The organism is Microcoleus sp. B3-A4 (genome assembly GCF_036705385.1).
Lineage (GTDB): Bacteria > Cyanobacteriota > Cyanobacteriia > Cyanobacteriales > Microcoleaceae > Microcoleus.
In genome coordinates, this window is record NZ_JAUBUI010000003.1 from 40,546 (window position 1) to 59,155 (window position 18,610).

Here is an 18,610-nt window from a genome sequence, read left to right on the forward strand (position 1 = left end):
ATTTTTAACTAATGATTTCCTCTTCCCAATTTCCGATTACCAATTATACTTCTTGCATAAATCTTTGATTGATAGGTTAACCGCATATGTAAGGCAGATTAACACAGAGCAACGCAGATAATTTCCAGATTGAAAAGCTTGGGAGTGCAATATTGTATTTTACCAATTACCAATTACCAATTACCATGAACAGACGCGAATTTTTAATCCAAACCGGATTACTTTCTACTTCGACAATTTTGTCAGTCGGACTCCACGGTTTAGCCGTAAAAGCCACCCCATCCAACAACAATAAACGATTAATCGTCATCTTTTTGCGCGGGGCAGTCGATGGCTTAAACGTAATTGTTCCCTACCAAGAAGCGAATTACTATCAATCTCGACCTAAAATAGCTATTCCAAAACCGGGGCTACAAGGCGGTGCGATCGACCTTGACGGCCGTTTCGGACTCCACCCCGCACTCAGCGCGATCGCCCCGCTGTGGCAGCAAGGAACCCTCGCATTTGCCCACGCTTGCGGTTCCCCCGATCCCACCCGATCGCACTTCGAGGCCCAAGACTACATGGAAAGCGGCACCCCCGGCAAAAACAACACCCCCGACGGCTGGATGAACCGCCTGCTGTCAGTCATATCCGCCAATTCCCCCGTCCAAGCCCTGAATGGTGGCGCCACCACACCCCGCATCCTGTCGGGAAAAATGGCAGTTGCCAGCTTTAGGCTAGGTAAAAATGCCAACCGCCCGATCGCGATCGACAGACCCCAAATCGCCACCGCATTTGATCGACTTTACAGCAACAGCGACCAACTAGGTCAAGCATACCGACAAGGCCGGGCCGCCCGCCAAACCCTGCTGGCAGACTTGGATGCAGAAATGAAAGCTGCCAATAACGGCGCGCCCTTAGCGGACGGTTTCCCGGGCGACGCGACGCAATTGGGGCGGCTGATGGCGAGAGACTCCAGCATTCAGCTAGCTTTCCTCGCCCTCGGCGGCTGGGATACCCACATCAATCAAGGAAGTTCCCAAGGGCAGTTAGCCGGGCGATTGCGCCCTCTGGGACAGGGTTTGGCGAATTTGGTGCAGGGATTGGGCCATGTTTACTCCGAAAGTGCGATCGTAGTTATCTCAGAATTCGGCCGCACTGTGCGCGAAAACGGCAACGGTGGCACGGATCACGGACACGGAAATGTGATGTGGGTTTTGGGCGGTAAAATTAAGGGCGGCAAAGTTTACGGCGAGTGGCCGGGATTGGATGAAAGTCAGTTGTATCAAAAGCGCGATTTAGCAGTGACGACGGATTTCCGAGATGCGATTGCGACTTTGTTGCAGACTCATTTAGGCCTTAATCAAGAAGAGGTTGATCTAGTTTTTCCCGGTTATCAAGCGAATCGAATCACTGGGTTAGTGTAGCACGCTCGCATTAAATCCAAGTTACATAGAATTGCGATCGTCCTGAGTTCTCGGAGTTCTCGGAGTAGGCGGTGCACTGTGAAAAGTTGCAATCAGCAAACAGATAATCCCAGCATTAATAAACACATCCGCCAGATTAAATACGGGGAACCGAATCAGCCGAAAATCGATAAAATCTACAACGTGGCCCGAAACAAATCGATCGATCCCATTCCCCAGTGCTCCCCCCAAAATCAAACCGTAGCCAGCTTGTTCCCAGCGGTTAATTCGCGGCCCGAACCAAGCCAGCACCATCAATCCCACACTAACGCCCAAAGACAGCCAGCGCAACCAAATCGCCCCGCCATTGCTGAACATACTAAAAGCGGCACCAGTATTAACAACATAAGTGAAGTGAAACACCCCGGGTAACAGCGGCTGCGTCTGCGGAGGAACCGTCAAGTCAAAATTTTGTACCACCCAAAACTTAGTCAGGTGGTCTAAAACTAAACTGATAACAGCAGCAACCCAGAACAAGGGATTTCTTTTAAAACGCATGAATTAAGCAATAGAAAATGGGGCATCGGGCATGAGAGAATTTACTCCAATCTCACTTGTCATTGCGAGCAGAATGCAGTGCAGCAAAGCAATCCGAGCCGCAGCGAGATGACTCTCCCGTTTCGCAATGTATAGTATAACCTTATTTTGCACAATTACCCGTTACCTCTTCCTTCTTCCTTCTTCCTTCTTCCTTCTTCCTTCTTCCTTCTTCCTTCTTCCTTCTTCCTTCTTCCTTCGCAATTAATAAAACATCAAGCGGCGCAAAGTAAATGACAGCACTGCGATCGCACAAACTACCGCCAATTGTCCCGGTAGGGGATAAACCGAATATTTAAGAATCTCATCGAATAAAGGTGTTTTTTTTGCCGGAGGCAGCCAGTAAGTAAAAATTAGATAAATTAAGCCGATCGCGTGAACAGTGAACAAACCGCACAAACAGCTAAAAGCCATAGATTCCAGCCGCGAAGCCACCTTAAAAGCCACCCAGCCGCACACCCAAGCACCAGGCACAAAACCCAGCAAATACCCAAAACTCGCTTCTTTGAGATAGCCGATGCCGCCGCCTTGAGAAAAAACTGGCCACAAAGTTAATCCTAATGCCAAATAAGCAATTTGCGAGAGAGCCGCAGCATTTTTCCCCCCCATGCAGCCTACTAGCAAGACGGCTCCAATTTGATAGGTAACACCTAAAGAGTACGCCTGAAGTCCTCGATCGTCCCACAACCCAATCGGAATTGTGACAGATGCAGGCAAAAAAGTGCCTCCTATCGTCAGGAGCAAACCAATAACAGCCCAGATTAGTTCAATAGGAGCAGGCATTATAGCAGAAGAAAGAAGGAAGACCGAAGTTGCAATCGATCGTTTATGTTTGTGCAATTAAGAACGTCCTAACCGTCAGGGCGGTTGCTATATCATCAAACAGCATTCGTCAGAATGTATTTGTCAGATGCAAGCTTCAATGCCCGCAGCTTTTAAATTCTTAATACTAGCACTACTGTCAAAACAACCACCATTGTATGGTTTTCTGGTTCTCAAGCCTGGAGCTTGTGATAATTTAATGAGGACTTTTTCGCGGTCGGGCGATCGACTGCTTGTTTCCGTAGCTATTTCTCTGCCCTTTATCTTATAAGTTCACAATTGTCAAGCTCATTAATAACATTAATAATATTAATTAATATTAAATTGCCATTAAGTGTAAAGATTCTTAACCTAATCTTTACTTTTGCGCGCTATGCTGATGCGGGACACCCCTATAACGATCGCAGATTTTTTATACCTATGCTTTTTCGTCTCAACTTGATTAATCCAAACCGTTTGACTACTGCAATTTCCGCTATGGCGCTCGCCCTGAGTGTAGCAGCTTGCGGCAGCGGCAGCACAACCACAAGTAGCAGCCCCAGCCCCGGCGATACCGCAGCATCCCCCGGCGCTTCCCCCGTTGCAGCCACCGGCACAGCGGAAAACACCAAACTCGCCCTAGCCTCAGACGTAGCCATCACCGCAGCCGGCGCCTCATTCCCCGCCCCTCTGTACCAGCGTTGGTTTCAAGACTTCAACAAAATCAACCCCAAAGTACAAATTAACTATCAATCAGTAGGCAGCGGCGCCGGAGTCGAACAATTTACCAAAGGCACAGTAGACTTTGGGGCCAGCGACACCGGCATGAAAGACGACGAAATCGCCAAGGTTCCAGCCGACAAAGGCGTGATCTTGCTACCCATGACAGCCGGCAGCATCGTCATCGGCTACAACCTGCCAGACTTAACCGAACCGCTGAAACTGCCACGGGATGTTTACGCAGATATCTTCGCCGGTAAAATTACCAACTGGAACGATCCCAGAATTGCAGCCGCCAACCCGACCGCTAAATTGCCAGACCAAGCCATCACCATCGTCCACCGTTCCGACGGTAGCGGTACCACCGCCGTCTTCACCAAACACCTGAGTGCCATCAGCCCCGACTGGAAAAGTGCAGTAGGCGACGGCAAAACAGTACAGTGGCCCGTAGGCGTAGGCGCAAAAGGCAACGAAGGCGTCACAGCCCAACTCCTGCAAACCGTAGGCAGCCTCGGCTACGTAGAATACGGCTATGCCAAAAACAACAATCTCAAATTTGCATCTTTGGAAAACAAAGCAGGCAGCTTTGTCGCACCTACCGACGAATCAGCTTCTCAAGCTTTAGCAACTGTGCCGATGCCGGAAAACCTGCGAGCATTTATCGAAGACCCCGAAGGCGCTCAATCCTATCCAATTGTCACCTACACTTGGATGCTGGTCCCCAAAACAGTTGCTGACCCCAACAAAGCCAAAACTATCGAGGCAATGGTTGAATACGGCTTGAATGAAGGTCAAAAAGTTAGTTCCGAATTGGGCTACGTTCCTCTGCCCCAAAGCGTTAAAGAAAAAGTAGCCGCGGCCGCGGACGGCATCAGCCCAGATTACAAAATTGAGGTTGCCAAATAGTAATTGTTGACTGTTGACTGTTGACTGTTGACTGTTGACTGTTGTCAGAGGGAACAAAAGCCCTTCGGCATTGCGCGTGCGGGTAAAAATCAGGAAGAACAGAGATATTTCTGTGGGGCGGGTTTTACCAGAAATATTTGTTAAAAAGTCAGGGGATTAATAAATCCGCCCCTCTTCTATGTAACAATCGGTGCATCTGTGTAGGGGTGGGTTTTACCAGAAATACTTGTTGAAAAGTCAGGGAATTAATAAACCCGCCCCTCTTTGATTTTATTTATGGTCTTTCTTTCTGCTTCGTTCTAGCTTTTTCCGAAACAGGCTATTTTCAGCTACTATATATTTGGTTTTTTTTCTATGATTTCAGATAATAACAGCGCTCAATCACAGAGCCGATCGCGCTCTGGGGCAGAAAAATCCTTAGATCGAGGCTTTATCTGGCTGACTCGGATTTTGGGCATAGGAGTTGGTGTAATTTTGCTGGTAATCGCGCTCACCGTTGCTTATCGGGCTTTACCGGCGATTCAACAGTACGGTTTGGGCTTTCTGTTTGGCAGTAGCTGGAATCCGGTTAAAGAAGAGTACGGTGCGCTGCCGATGATTTACGGGACGATCGTCAGTTCGGCGATCGCGCTCCTAATTGCTGTACCATTAGGAGTAGGGACTGCCATCTTCTTAAGTGAAGATTTTTTGCCGCTGCCAGTGCGTACAGCTTTGGTTTTTTTAGTAGAACTTTTAGCTGCCATTCCCAGCGTAGTCTACGGTTTGTGGGGAATTGCTGTATTGATTCCCATTATTAGCACTGTCGGAAAGTTTCTCAACGGTAACTTCGGATGGCTGCCGATTTTTAGCACTCCGCCAGTCGGCCCGGGAATGTTGCCAGCCGGAGTAATTTTGGGAATCATGACTTTGCCCATTATTACTGCTATCTCCCGCGACTCTTTGGCAAGTCTCCCGCCCGATTTGCGGCAAGCATCTCTCGGTTTAGGGGCTACTCGCTGGACAACCATTTTTAGGGTACTCGTACCTGCTGCTTTCTCCGGCATTGTCGGCGGAATTATGCTCGGGCTCGGTCGCGCGATGGGAGAAACAATGGCCGCAACTCTGTTAATTGGCAATTCCAATCAGTTAAGTGCTTCTGTCCTAGCTCCTGCAAATACTATTGCTTCTTTGATGGCAAATCAATTTGCCGAAGCTTCGGGATTGCAAGTGGCGGCTCTGATGTACACGGGGCTAATTTTGTTTATTCTGACGCTGATTGTTAATATTTTGGCAGAGTGGATTGTTTCTCAAGTAAGAGCGAAGTACAACTAGAAGTTGACCGCAATTTCCTACATAGTTTTAGTTTATGTCAAATAGCGTCTCCGATGAGAATCCTTTCGTACCGAAAACAGGAAGTTTGAAGAAGGTTAAAAACAGCCCGCAAGCGCTGTTGAGTCTGGGGATGACTGTACTTGCTGGAGCTAGTCTGGCAATCACTCTGCTGCCTTTGTTTGCAGTTCTTTCCTATGTCACCCTACAAGGTTTCAATCGCCTGAATTTAGACTTGTTTACCAAGCTGCCACCGCCGCCCGGACTATCGGGAGGCGGTATTGCTAATGCAATTCTCGGTACATTGATGACGGTAGGAATTGCTTCTTTAATTGCTGTTCCTTTTGGTGTATTGGCAGCCGTTTATTTGTCGGAATTCAGCAGCGGTCAAATTGCTCGCTGGGTGCGCTTTGCTACTAATGTCCTCAGCGGCGTTCCTTCGATTATTGCCGGGGTATTTGCCTACGGTTTGTTCGTGGTAAATATGGGAGGTTTTTCGGCAATTGCAGGGGGCGCGGCGCTGGCCGTGCTGATGTTGCCGACGATTGTGCGGACTACTGACGAAGCTCTACAAATCGTCCCGCAAGATATTAGATGGGCGTCGGTTGGTGTGGGTGCTTCAAATTATCAAACGGTGTTGCAGGTGGTTTTGCCTGCGGCAATTCCGGCTATTTTAACGGGCGTGACGCTGGCAATTGCTCGCGCTGCTGGAGAAACTGCTCCTTTGATTTTCACGGCGCTGAATTCGCCTTTTTGGCCGGCAGGATTTGATAAGCCAACTCCGAGTCTTTCGGTTTTGGTGTACAACTTTGCAACGGTTCCTTTTAAGGCTCAGAAAGAATTGGCTTGGGCTGCATCTTTGATTTTGGTGTTGATGGTTTTATTGACGAGTATTCTTTCTCGCTGGGCTACTCACAAAAAAGTGTATTGAAGGGTGAGTTTTAAAAAGGCATTTATCCACTTATGGTTAAGGCCGAATGTAACCCAGGTTTTGAGTAAAATTTGAGAGGATTTTTACCTGTATGATGATGGATTTAGACCAGCAAACGGAAACAGTTTTACGGACAGAAAATATCAATATTTTTTACGGCGCTTTTCACGCGGTTAAAAATGTTTCAATGGAGATTCCTAAAAATCGCATTACTGCCTTGATTGGGCCGTCGGGCTGCGGTAAAAGTACAATTCTGCGATGTTTTAACCGCCTCAACGATTTAGTAAGCGGTTTTCGTTTAGAGGGTAGAATTGATTACCACGGTCAAAATCTTTACGATCCTGATATTGATGCTGTGGCGGTGCGCCGCAAGATTGGGATGGTGTTTCAAAAGCCGAATCCTTTCCCGAAGTCGATTTATGACAACATTGCTTACGGTGCGAGGGTGAACAATTATAAGGGGGATATGGATGAGCTAGTGGAAAAATCGCTCAGCCAAGCTTATTTGTGGGATGAGGTGAAGGATAAGTTGAAGCAAAGCGGTTTTTCTCTTTCGGGTGGTCAGCAGCAGCGTTTGTGTATTGCTAGGGCGATCGCGATTAATCCTGATGTAGTGTTAATGGATGAACCTTGCGCTTCTCTTGACCCGATTTCTACGATTAAGATTGAGGAATTGATGCGGGAACTCAAGGAAAAGTATACGATCGTGATCGTTACTCACAATATGCAGCAGGCTTCTCGGGTTTCTGACCTGACTGCTTTTTTCAATGCTAAACTTTCTGACGATGGGAAGCGGTTTGGCTATCTTGTGGAGTGTGATAAGACTGAGGTAATTTTCCAAAGTCCGAAGGAAGAGTCTACTTTAGATTATGTCAGCGGCCGTTTTGGTTGAGTCCCCGACAGGTTGAAACCTGTCGCTACACAAACGAAGCCCCTTTCTAAGAGACTAAAAATATTTAATTTGCTGAGTCTGGTAGCGACATAAACCGCGTAAAACTTTTGTAAATTTAGAATCCCGCTTTCTTAGAGAAAGCGGGATTCTGGATTTTATGATTAAAAGCTCGATCGTACTTTTTGCAGATACAAGCCAATGATTTTTGTGAAGAAATGCTCGAAGAGTTCACATATTCTTCATCCAATGCTTGAACAGGTTTTCTTTGACCATACTTTGCCGCATAACTTCGAGCAAGTATTCCTGAGCTTGGTCTTGGCTTAACCTTTTGACTTCTTCGCGCAGCACTTGAAGTTTGAACTGCTGTTCCATGCTGAGGCTGGTTGTAGGCATATCCATAAAATCGCTCCTCCAGTTTGCTGAGATTAATGCGAAATTGATCGGAATGACGTTTCGCAGGATTTGTTGTGTCTCCTACATTGTAAACTATCATAACATTCCCTTGACAATATGTCCAAAGTAGACATTTTGAAACTAATTTGTGTCGCAAAAGTACATCAAAGTGGGGGGAGCCTTATCATAAAAAGGCGTAAAGACAGGGAAGCCTAAGCCAAAGGAGCTAGTTCGTATGGATGCCATGGAGTTTTTTCAAAGCAGTGCTGGGGAGTGGCGTTCTCAGCGCAGCACTCACCACCTCGCTTTTCGTCAAGCGGAGATTGGGGATTCAAATATTCAGGTAACAGCCCTGGCTGCAGATGACGCGAGAGTCGCGGAGATTTGCAAGATGCACGAAGTCGATCCGAGCCGGGCTGCTGGGGGGGCTTTTGTGACTTGGCACGGCTCGATGGCGTGGGATAAGGATGATGAGAATCATAAAGGGTCTACGGTTTTCGCGATCGTCCCCGATCCTGAAAATCCCCGGCAAGGCTTGATGTTGCGCGAACGGGGCTATGCGGAAATTGTGCCGGTGGCTGGCCGTTTTGAGATGGATGATGAGGATGGGCTGCTGCTGATTACCGAATACGAGACAATGAGTTCGATCGAGCGTTTCTGGTTTGCTAATCCGAACGTGCGGATGCGGACGAGTACGGTAAAGCGCTTTGGCGGTTTCAGCACTTCGACTTTTTGTACCGAAATTCGGGTGCAACCAGACTCGGATGCAACATCACAACCCGCAGCAGATCAAGTGGCCGCCAGCGAGTTTTATTCGGCTCTGGGTTGGTAATTTGACTGTTGACTGCTGACTGCTGACTGCTGACTCCTGACTGCTGACTCCTGACTGTTGACTGCCCACTGCCAACTGACAACAGTCAACTGACAACAGTCAACAGTCAACAAATGTTACAGATTGTTGCAAAAATTCAGGAAAATCAGATTTAGATTGCGGGAATCCCCTAATCTGTATGTTGGTTAGTTGTATCCGTTTTGCTGGCAGCTCACGGTGTCAACTATTTCTGAAATTTGAGATAACGGAGATTTTAACGTGGCGCTTCCTTTATTAAGCTACGCCCCCAAGAGCCAAAACCAGCGCGTTGCTGGTTTTGAAATAGGGGGCGACGAGCAGCCGAGAATTTTCACAACTGAAAATGTGCTCTCGTCTGGAGACATCGAAAATTTGATTTGGGCTGCATATCGCCAGATTTACAGCGAACACCAAATCCTCAAGAGCAACCGCCAAAAGTCTTTGGAGTCGCAACTCAAGTTCGGCCAAATTACTGTGCGGGACTTTATTCGCGGTTTGGCAACTTCTGCTCCTTTCCTAGAGCGGAATTATCAAACTAACAGCAATTACCGGTTTGTAGAAATGTGCGTGCAGCGCGTTTTGGGCCGGGATGTGTACAGCGAGCGCGAAAAGATTGCTTGGTCGATCGTGGTAGCCAATAAGGGGCCTCAAGGCTTTATTGACGAGTTGGTCAATAGCGAAGAGTACCTGGAAAAGTTCGGCTACGATACAGTACCTTACCAGCAGCGCCGAATTTTGCCTCAGCGAGTTGGAGGGGACACTCCTTTCAACTTGAAGACGCCCCGCTACAGCGAATACCACCGTTCGCAGCTTGGCTTCCCGCAAATCATCTGGCAGACAAGTGTTCGCCGTTTTGTTCCTCAAGAACTGCAGGCGAAGGCTGGCGATCCGTCGAACTATTTGGGTATGGCGCGCGAGATGCCCACGCCTGCTACTCCACCGCAGCGCGTGCCTCTGGCTAATATCAATATTGCCACGATGGTTCCTCGCCGCTAATTGATCCTGTCTGATGCAATTATTTGTGTCGGGCGATCAACTGAATCGATCGGCTTTTACGCTGAGAGAGTTTTGAGTCTTGAGTTTTGAGGTTTGAGTTTTTTGATAAACTTGGAATCCAAAACTCGGGACTCATAATTTTTTGTCATTAGAAAGAAGGAAGAACGAAGAAGGAAGAACGAAGAAGGAAGAAGGAAGAAAAATAATTTGACCTTTTCCCATTGTTAACTATAAGTACATAGGTGCATTTATGCAGCCGCAATATAACGAAGGTGCTGGAAAACCATTGCGTCGCCATGCTCAACAGCTTCGTACCAAAGCCTTATACAGGTACGGTGCCGCAACAGGGTTGATGTTGTTGCCACTGCTGGTATACGCGGTAGCACCTTTTGCTCCTTTATTTTTGGTCGCGGCTCTTTTGATTGGGGCATTAATCGCCCTTCCGTTCCTTGAGGACGGGAAAACGTTTTGGAAGTCGTCTCAGAGATTTGACCAAGGCGCCTGTGGTGAAGAAAAGACTCAGCAAGTTTTGGAGTCCCTAATCCAATCTGGATGGATAGCTGAGTACAACTTAAGATTGCCGGAAGTAGGCGATATCGATGTGTGGCTGCGATCGCCTAAAGGGGTCAATTTTATTCTTGATGTGAAGTCTCACTCAACCGTAGTTTTGTTGGAGGGCGATGTGCTCAAGCGTCAATCTTACGGGAAATTGAGAGATTTTGAGAAAGATTTTCTGGCACAGATTGCCAAAGAAGTTACGGCTATCAAAAAAGCTAAGAAGTTAACCAAGGTCACTCCAGTAGTTGTATTTAGCGATGCCAAAGTGAGTTTTAGCAACAAAAAGAAGATTAGGGGTGCTTACGTCATGGAACTGGGCAATCTGGTGTCAGGGTTGCAAGAACTCGATCGCACCTAGAGGAGTAGATAAAAGTGGGAGAAATGAGAACAACGGCTACATCGATATGTTGGACATCAACAAATTTGCACAGAGCAGTACCCTCCCAGACTTGCACGAGCATCAAAGTGACACTTGTGCTATAAAAAACAGTTAAGGTAGAAAGAATATCCTAGAGGGAATATTTAACAAAGCAATCAAGGTAGATAAAATTCTCAACGCCTAATGGCGAATTGTCATAACAGCTTTGGTGACTGCTATACCAATTATCAAATATTAGCCCGCAACCGCAATATTTTTAGCAGGGTGTTGAATTGATCGGGCAAAGGTGCGATCGCCTCTATTAATTCTCCCGAGATTGGATGCTGCAAAGTCAGCCGCCATGCGTGGAGGGCTTGTCCGGTTAAATTGACGCCGATAGAACGGTTGGAACTGTACATCGGGTCGCCGACAATGGGATGTTTTATTTCGGCTGTATGCACGCGAATTTGATGGGTGCGGCCTGTTTCTAATTGATAGTGCATTAAGCAATAGTTGCCGATTCTTTCTTTGATTGTCCAGTGGGTAACTGCGGGGCGACCGCCTTTTTCTACTGGTACTACGGCCATTTTTTTGCGGTCTGTGGGATGCCGCCCGATGGGTAGGTCTATTGTGCCTGTTTCGGTGTTGGGAGCCCCGTAAACTATGCCTAAATATTCGCGGCGGGCTGTTTTAGTTTTGAGTTGGGCTTGCAGGTGTTGGTGGGCTATGTCGGTTTTGGCGATCGCGATCGCACCTGTCGTATCTTTGTCTAATCTGTGTACGATTCCCGGCCGCTGAACTCCGCCTATTTCTGCTAGGGGACAGTGGGCTAAGAGGGCGTTGACTAATGTACCGTCTTGGTGTCCGGCGGCTGGGTGGACGACTAATCCGGCTGGTTTGTTGATGATAATTAGGCTGTCATCTTCGTAGAGGATGTCGAGGGGAATTGCTTCGGCCTGCAAGGAAGTGGGCTGGGCTTCGGGTAATGTGAGGTGGATGCGATCGCCCGTTTTTACTGATATTTTTTTCGAGGTGCAGGTTTCGTCGTTGACTTTGACGTTGCCTTGTGATATGAGGCTTTGGATTCGCGATCGGGATAAGTCCGGTATCTGGTTTGAAAGCCAAATATCTAATCGCTGAGTGACATTACTGCGATCGAATTCCTCTGTATTTTCTACTGTGTAAATCTGTGCCGCAGTGTCTGTTTCTATCATTTACTTTTTACTATTTTTTGCCAAGTGTGTAAAGCAAATATCTTAATCATAACATCTGTGAGTTAGTTCGCGATCGCACGGGTAGCGAGAAACTGGGTTTTTTCACAGCAATACTTCGTTTGGGCCCGCAGACTCGGTAGAAAACCCGGTTTCTTTGGTCGGAGTGGTTAAGTCGCTTGAGTATAATCGTCAATTCTATCGACAATTGTCGCAGTGGCCGCAGCGCATTGATGTAGCTTCCTTGGTAAAGCCAAAAGCTTGCAGCAAAAATTGCCACCTGCACTCGCGATGTTTGAGATATTTAGCCATTTCTTCCGCTGCGCTAAAGTTTTGTTTTTCGCCTTTTTGCTGTGCGGATTTGTCGATGGCATAATTAAAAGGATCTTGCCATGTTAATTGTCCGCTGCTGTGCAAGATTGAAAGGGCGATCGCGCTTTCTGGAAATTCGCGGGAAACTGCTTCTATATCCCCTTTAACTGGCAGTTTTTTGGCTAATTGCTGAGCTTCTCGGTATTGCGATCGCAATTTATCTTGAAAAAATTCCTTTCTTTGTTTATCTTCGGGATAAAGCAAACCCGTCGGTTCGCTAATCAATGTCAGGGCGATCGCCGATTTGCCGTCGCGTCCGCCTCTACCAATTTCCTGAATGTATTCCGATAATAGCAAAGGTGCTTGATAATGAACAACCCACCGAACGTCTGGTTTATTAATTCCCATACCGAATGCTGAGGTACAAGTCACAAATTTAAGCTCATTGTTCAGCCAAGCTTTTTCTATTTTTCGTCGTGATTCTGGACTCAAACCTGCATGATAGGCTGCTGTTTCATAACCTGCTGCTTCCAACAAATCCGCCAAGCTTTCGCTATCTTTTCTAGTACGGACATAGACTAAACCTGCTTGTTTGGGTCGAGCTTTTATAAAATTCAATAACTGCTGCTTGCGTCCTCTCGGCGTCCAGACTGTTTGCACTTGCAGGTGCAGATTAGAACGGTAGGGACTTAGCAAAAATGCTTCGGGTTTTTGCAGTTGCAAGACATTTTTGATTATCTGCTGTGCTTCCGGGTTGGCGGTAGCGGTGAAAGCTGCGATCGCAATTTTACTGTTTGCTGGTTTAGCTTTCAACAAAGCCGACCGCACTGTTCCCAAACGGCGGTAAGCTGGTCGAAAAGTATCACCCCACTGTACTAAACAGTGAGCTTCATCTAATATTAAACCGTTGATTTGGATGTGTGGCTGACTTATAATTTCCCAAACAGGTTTGCTGAGTAATGTTTCGGGAGACAGGTACAGCAATCTTAATTTGTTTTGTTGCAGCGATTGCATAGTTTGTCGGCGCTGCGCTGTTGGCAATTGACTGTGGAGGAGGGAAGCGGGCAGATTGCGATCACGCAATTCTTGTACTTGATTTTCCATCAGTGCGACTAACGGCGAAACTACCAACGTTAAGCCTGTTTGTAACAAAGCTGGCAGTTGAAAGCAGATTGATTTGCCCCCACCTGTCGGCATAATTATAATTGTATCTTTTCCGGCTAATAAGCTACCGACTATTTCTCCTTGGGGTGGTCGAAAGTCGTCGTATCCCCATATTTTTTGGAAGGCGGCGCGGGCTTGATTTAATGATATTGGTTCTGGTTGGTATTTCATTTTATTTATTCCCAAATCAGACGTAATGTGAGCAGTGCGTGTCTACATAATTAAATTTTGTGTAAGTCTTGATGTACCAAGAAACCGGGTGGCTGGTTTCATAGTATGCAAGTATCGAGCAGAATAAGTGTTAATTTAATAACAGTTAATAATTTTACTTTTTGAATTATGAACGCAAGCACGTTAAGCGAAGTTTTCAGCTATCGGCAAAAGACTTGTGACCTTTTCGATACAGCGGGGGCGGTAGATGCGGTGCAGGAAGATGGTTTTGCGCTGATTCCTGGTGTACTCAGTCCGTCGGAAGTGGCGCAAACAAAGGAAGCACTGGATCGCCTGCAACCCTTCGGACTCGATGGTAGCAGTTGGAGTGAATTGAACCAGCATTTTAAGTGCGTTTTTAATCGCGATCGGCTGTGGCTCTCCTATGCCGATCGGCCGGGTATAATTGAGTTAGCAGAAGCATTAATGGGCAGCGATTGCCACATTATCGGCATGACTGCGTGGAAAAGCGGGCCCGGTTATGACGGTTGGCGGGTCCACGTCGATCAGGTATTTGTACCCGTGCCCGAAAGCGTGTTTGCCGTTAGCGGAGCCCTCGAAGAGGAACGCACTTTTCAACTACCAGTATGGATTTGTACAGCCCATTTCTATCTCAGCGACATCGCAGAAGACCTCTGTCCTACCTACATTATTCCTGGTAGTCACAAATCTGGTCGCAAACCTGATCGCGGGGAAGAAACTTGGAACGGAAATTCCCCAGAACCAGTTTTGTGCAAAGCTGGAGATGTGTTATTTTTCCGCAGTGAAATTTGGCATTCCGGTGGCAAAAATACGACAACAGATGGAACTCGCTACTTACTGCAAGTGCATTATTCCCACCGCAACATCGCGCAGAAATTTTCGCCTTGGCCGTGGCAGTTTAACCCCGAAATTATCGCTACCGCTACTGAACGGCAACTGCGGCTTTTAGGCAAACATCCTGAGTCAAATTACGGTTGAAATACATTGCTAATTTTGTTGGAGGCGCGAGTGATAATAGACGGGAAATGTCATATTTATTTTAGATTTTGAGTTTTGGATTTGAGATTACGATCAATTCTAGAGGCTGGTAAATCTCCGAATATCTTCAGAAATCCAAAATCCAAAATCTAAAATCTAAAATCGCCTAAGATTGAGCGTCTCGGCGGCCGAGTTCGTAAACGCCGCCACCAATACAGGCGATCGTACCCATAGATACCGCCCAACCAGTACCCAGAGAAAATTCTACGCCCCAATTGCACAATCCGCCCGCAATCAAAAAGGGCACAATGCTCAACAGCGAAGCGTAAAAGGCATTTTGAGCTTCTCTCGCTTGGCGGGTTCTTTCAAACTCGGCTTCCGAGGTGTAGAGGGATCTCTCAGCAAAATTCATCCAGCGGTTGAGTTGCAGGATTACCCATTCTGTGAGGGGCGACAGGCCCCAATAGAGGGCCAAAGACCACAAAGACGCACCGGCGATCGCAGTTGCGTCTATGGCAAAACTAAAGGGAAAAATTTCAGTAAGCATTGCTTGATGTTTGTGATGAATTTGAGATTTTGGATGTGATCCAAAATCTCCGAACTTAACTATAGTGTCAAGCAAAAGCTCGATCGAATTCAACCGCAGCACGAATTCCTCGGCCAATTTTTTTTATCACCCCTGGGCATTTACCCGGAAGCCTTGACACGGGTTTTGGATGGAGTAAGATACACGTTGTTGATAAACTGATTCGCGATCGCGGGTAGAGCTCAAAGCCAATCTTGCAGCGAATTGGCATAACTTACATCTTGCACCCTTCTTAGAAACGGGCAAGATGCCCGTTCCACAAACAATGATTTTTTTTGTGAGGTGGGCCGGAAAGCCCGCCCCTGAAAGCTTTATTGACAAGGGTGCAAGATGGGAGCCTAACAGACAACGCAAACTCGCACACACATTTAACTTTGAGCCGTGAAAAAAATCCTGCAAGACTCTAGAGGCCCGCTGACGGCAAAACGCTTTTTTCGTCTCAGACAGATGCTGCTGCTGGCACTTTCGATCGGCATTGTGTTGATCAGCCCTTATTTGCAGCAGCAGGTGGTCAAAGCTCAGTCAGGCTTACCAAGCAGAGTAGCGACGGGTAATTTGTGGCAAGAAGCTTCTTTTCCAGTCGAAAACTTTGAAACATACACTTCCGCCTTCGGCCCCCGTGGCGGGGATTTTCATTACGGTTTGGACTTGGCCGCCCCGGAAGGCAGCTATATCCGCAATTGGTGGGGCGGGCAAATTGTGGAAGTTTGGGAAGATGGTCGATGCGGCACTGGTATGGTGGTGCGATCGGGAAATTGGGAACACATCTACTGTCACCTCAGAGGCCGAGTGCTAACGGCTAACGGCGGGCGTTATTATACCGATCGCGAAGGTACGGTGCAAATTTGGCAAGGTCAAACAGTGCCTGCGGGTGCAAGAATTGCCAGAGTTGGGATGACCGGCCGCACGAGTGGGCCTCACTTACACTGGGGATTGAAGTACGGCGGCCGCTGGGTAGACCCGGCTTTGGTACTCCGGGAAATGTACGCGCAACAATCTTAAACAGTTGACTGTTGACTGTTGACTGTTGACTGTTATTACCAATAATATATTGTCCGGTTAAACACTTGTCATTGCGACCGTAGAGAAGCAATCGCAGAAACATTGCGATTGCTTCGTTTCACTCCCTGCGGACATATCGTAAGTGATTAGGCGGACATGATATAACTAATGACCACTGCCAACTGCCAACTGCCAACTGCCAACTGACTCTTTACGTTGGGGCCAACTCTTTTTTTGTCAACTCGGTGTACCGCTCGACAATTTGGCGGAATTCATCGCCGTCGATCGTTTCTTCATCCAACAGCGCTTCGACAAGTTTGTCTACCAAAGCCCGATTTTCGCGGATAATCCGGCGAGCTTCTTCGTAGCACTCACAGGCAATTTCCCTGACTTGCCGATCGATCTTGATTGCCAATTCTTCGGAATACTCTGATCGCGAATTCCAGTTTTGGCCCAAAAACACCTCATTGTTCGGACTTTCCAAAGCCACAGGCCCCAAATCCGACATTCCATAAAGCGTTACCATCTCCCTCGCGAGAGTGCTAACTTTTCTGAGATCACTACCGGCACCGGTGTCGATTTCAGCATCGCCATAAATTTCGGCCTCTGCCGCCCGTCCCCCCAAAGCTACTTTAATTCGGTTTAACAGCAAAGCCCGACTCCTCAAACCTTCGCTGTCAAGCATTTCGTCGTCGAGCACAAAGCTAGTAAAGCCTTCGATGCCGCCGGAACGGGGAATAATCGTTACTTTTTCCACCGGGTCGGCATTTTTGAGCATGGTCGCGACTAGGGCGTGTCCGACTTCGTGGTATGCTGTCATCCACTTTTTCTTGCTGTCGAGCAGTGGGTTGAGCGTAAGCCCGATCGTGATCCGGTCGATCGCGTCGTGAACTTCTAGGTTAGTAATCGTGTCTTTGCGACGCCTCGCTGTGAGAATAGCTGCTTCGTTGAGCAAGTTTGCCAAGTCGGCGCCGGAAAAGCCGGGAGTGCGGCGGGCGATCGTGTCTAGGGCAACTTCTGGGTCGAGTTTTTTGTTGCGCGCGTGAACTTGCAAAATCCCCAAACGCCCTTTGTAACTGGGTAAATCTACCGTTACTTGGCGATCGAACCTGCCGGGCCGCAGCAGAGCGGTATCGAGAACGTCGGGGCGGTTGGTAGCTGCAATCACAATCACGCCGCTGTTACCCTCAAAGCCGTCCATTTCTGTCAGCAACTGGTTGAGAGTTTGTTCGCGTTCGTCGTTGCCACCGCCGATACCAGCGCCGCGCTGTCTTCCTACGGCGTCTATTTCGTCGATGAAGACGATGCAGGGCGAATTTTCTTTAGCTTTCTTGAACAAGTCGCGGACGCGGGAGGCGCCAACTCCGACAAACATTTCGACAAATTCGGAACCCGAGATACTGAAGAAGGGGACTGCTGCTTCGCCTGCGATGGCTTTTGCCAGCATTGTTTTGCCGGTTCCGGGAGGCCCGATTAACAGAACTCCTCTGGGAATTTTGGCGCCGATGGCGTTGAAGCGTTCGGGTTTTTTGAGGAAGGTTACGACTTCTTGCAGTTCTTCTTTAGCTTCTTCGATGCCTGCTACGTCGTCGAACATCACGCCGGTTTTGGCTTCCATTTGGAAACGAGCTCTGGATTTGCCGAAGTTCATGGCATTTCCTTGAGATTGGGTCGATCGGCGCAGGATTGCCATCAACACTGCCAACACTGCAAAAATCACTAGCAAGTTTACTACTAAACTGACTGCGGCGGCGTTGTCGGCTGTTTGTTTGACTTCAAAGTCAATCTTTTTGGCGCGGATTTGCGAGTACAGTTCTCGGTTGTTGTAGTCGAACAGACTAACTGATTGGGTCTGATCGCTTTTTTGATTTTTTAGCCTAACCTTGGCAGTTTTTTGAGTTTCGTCTACTTCGATTTTACTGATTTGCCCTTTTTCTATGTTGTCGATCAGTTGGCTGTAACTCATGGTGTTTGGCGCGCTGTCGGCAAACACCGGGGTCGAGAGCAATATTCCTTGAGAAATCACCAAACTGCCCAGGATGCGCCAAAGATTCCGTCCTGGAATTGATTTTTTAGGATTCTGGCTCGACTTGTCTTTGTTTACAGCTAGATGCCCCAGCCATGCGTGTTTCCAAGAATTTTTCATATTGCTTTGCCCAATGTTGAAGACTGCCAAGATTGACCGCTTTTGGTTTGCTACGTTCATTTATTTTAACAAGATGGCGGGTGTTGGATGGGTTTATCTCTCGCGGGCATCTTAAGAGGCCCCTCAAAATAGCGGCCTGTTAACGATCCGAGTCTGTTCTCCCTTACCGGCCGAGCACTCACCCTCCTACCCATAACCTTGTGTTCTTCCTTCTATTTTCTACATCGGAAACTTTACTTGACAGTTGCCGATCGAACTTGCTATGTTAATCATACTCGTAATGAGTACGTTTTAGTAAAGCAGTTATTGTTTTTAAGCTTT

17 protein-coding genes are annotated in these 18,610 nt (G+C 47.5%); 10 read left to right on the plus strand and 7 right to left on the minus strand.

Annotated features, from left to right (window positions below; genetic code table 11):
- Positions 1–185: 185 nt before the first annotated feature.
- The gene (locus QUB33_RS02545; RefSeq protein ID WP_333346798.1) at positions 186–1,409 is read left to right on the plus strand and encodes a DUF1501 domain-containing protein; all 1,224 of its coding nucleotides are present in this window, start codon (positions 186–188) and stop codon (positions 1,407–1,409) included.
- A 21-nt stretch (positions 1,410–1,430) separates the two neighbouring features.
- Here the strand turns inward: QUB33_RS02545 and lspA are convergent, their stop codons facing one another.
- Entirely contained in the window at positions 1,431–1,946 is a 516-nt protein-coding gene (gene lspA, locus QUB33_RS02550; protein WP_333346802.1) for a signal peptidase II, read from the minus strand.
- 243 nt (positions 1,947–2,189) lie between these two features.
- The gene (locus tag QUB33_RS02555) at positions 2,190–2,768 is read right to left on the minus strand and encodes a biotin transporter BioY (RefSeq protein ID WP_006635529.1); all 579 of its coding nucleotides are present in this window, start codon (positions 2,766–2,768) and stop codon (positions 2,190–2,192) included.
- 459 nt (positions 2,769–3,227) lie between these two features.
- On the opposite strand from QUB33_RS02555, the gene pstS reads away from it, so the two are divergent.
- From pstS to pstB, 4 genes are all read left to right on the plus strand, one after another.
- A complete protein-coding gene (gene pstS / locus QUB33_RS02560) occupies positions 3,228–4,412 on the plus strand; it encodes a phosphate ABC transporter substrate-binding protein PstS (RefSeq protein ID WP_333346807.1) in 1,185 nt (394 codons plus the stop codon).
- 354 nt (positions 4,413–4,766) lie between these two features.
- Complete coding sequence (gene pstC / locus QUB33_RS02565) at positions 4,767–5,723, plus strand: phosphate ABC transporter permease subunit PstC (RefSeq protein ID WP_333346810.1); 957 nt, start codon at positions 4,767–4,769, stop codon at positions 5,721–5,723.
- Positions 5,724–5,757: 34 nt separating this feature from the next.
- A complete protein-coding gene (pstA, locus tag QUB33_RS02570) occupies positions 5,758–6,651 on the plus strand; it encodes a phosphate ABC transporter permease PstA (protein WP_333346813.1) in 894 nt (297 codons plus the stop codon).
- Positions 6,652–6,742: 91 nt separating this feature from the next.
- Positions 6,743–7,543 carry a phosphate ABC transporter ATP-binding protein PstB gene (gene pstB / locus QUB33_RS02575; RefSeq protein WP_333346817.1) on the plus strand — a complete coding sequence of 267 codons (801 nt, stop codon included), beginning with the start codon at positions 6,743–6,745 and terminating at the stop codon, positions 7,541–7,543.
- A gap of 228 nt (positions 7,544–7,771) precedes the next feature.
- Here pstB and QUB33_RS02580 read toward each other — a convergent pair whose 3' ends face one another.
- Entirely contained in the window at positions 7,772–7,942 is a 171-nt protein-coding gene (locus tag QUB33_RS02580) for an NblA/ycf18 family protein (protein ID WP_190657595.1), read from the minus strand.
- Between the two features lie 229 nt (positions 7,943–8,171).
- On the opposite strand from QUB33_RS02580, the gene QUB33_RS02585 reads away from it, so the two are divergent.
- The 3 genes from QUB33_RS02585 (at position 8,172) to QUB33_RS02595 (ending at position 10,698) form a co-directional block, all read left to right on the plus strand.
- Complete coding sequence (locus QUB33_RS02585) at positions 8,172–8,768, plus strand: phycobiliprotein lyase (RefSeq protein WP_333346820.1); 597 nt, start codon at positions 8,172–8,174, stop codon at positions 8,766–8,768.
- A 258-nt stretch (positions 8,769–9,026) separates the two neighbouring features.
- On the plus strand, positions 9,027–9,782 hold the full coding sequence (locus tag QUB33_RS02590; protein WP_333346824.1) for a phycobilisome rod-core linker polypeptide: 756 nt from the start codon (positions 9,027–9,029) through the stop codon (positions 9,780–9,782).
- A 250-nt stretch (positions 9,783–10,032) separates the two neighbouring features.
- Positions 10,033–10,698, plus strand: coding sequence for an NERD domain-containing protein (locus tag QUB33_RS02595; RefSeq protein ID WP_333346828.1), 666 nt, complete (start codon positions 10,033–10,035; stop codon positions 10,696–10,698).
- Positions 10,699–10,946: 248 nt separating this feature from the next.
- On the opposite strand, the gene QUB33_RS02600 is transcribed toward QUB33_RS02595, so the two are convergent.
- Both QUB33_RS02600 and QUB33_RS02605 read right to left on the minus strand, forming a co-directional pair.
- A complete protein-coding gene (locus tag QUB33_RS02600) occupies positions 10,947–11,912 on the minus strand; it encodes an RluA family pseudouridine synthase (protein WP_333346831.1) in 966 nt (321 codons plus the stop codon).
- Between the two features lie 195 nt (positions 11,913–12,107).
- A complete protein-coding gene (locus tag QUB33_RS02605) occupies positions 12,108–13,556 on the minus strand; it encodes a RecQ family ATP-dependent DNA helicase (protein ID WP_333346833.1) in 1,449 nt (482 codons plus the stop codon).
- Positions 13,557–13,724: 168 nt separating this feature from the next.
- Here QUB33_RS02605 and QUB33_RS02610 point away from each other — a divergent pair, with 168 nt between their 5' ends.
- Positions 13,725–14,555 carry a phytanoyl-CoA dioxygenase family protein gene (locus QUB33_RS02610; protein ID WP_333346838.1) on the plus strand — a complete coding sequence of 277 codons (831 nt, stop codon included), beginning with the start codon at positions 13,725–13,727 and terminating at the stop codon, positions 14,553–14,555.
- Positions 14,556–14,721: 166 nt separating this feature from the next.
- On the opposite strand, the gene QUB33_RS02615 is transcribed toward QUB33_RS02610, so the two are convergent.
- Positions 14,722–15,102, minus strand: a complete 381-nt coding sequence (locus QUB33_RS02615) for a hypothetical protein (protein ID WP_190745204.1) — start codon at positions 15,100–15,102, stop codon at positions 14,722–14,724.
- Between the two features lie 486 nt (positions 15,103–15,588).
- Between QUB33_RS02615 and QUB33_RS02620 the strand changes: the two genes are divergently transcribed.
- Positions 15,589–16,143, plus strand: a complete 555-nt coding sequence (locus QUB33_RS02620) for a M23 family metallopeptidase (RefSeq protein ID WP_333036920.1) — start codon at positions 15,589–15,591, stop codon at positions 16,141–16,143.
- A 211-nt stretch (positions 16,144–16,354) separates the two neighbouring features.
- On the opposite strand, the gene ftsH is transcribed toward QUB33_RS02620, so the two are convergent.
- A complete protein-coding gene (gene ftsH / locus QUB33_RS02625; protein WP_333346845.1) occupies positions 16,355–18,289 on the minus strand; it encodes an ATP-dependent zinc metalloprotease FtsH in 1,935 nt (644 codons plus the stop codon).
- Positions 18,290–18,610 lie beyond the last annotated feature (321 nt).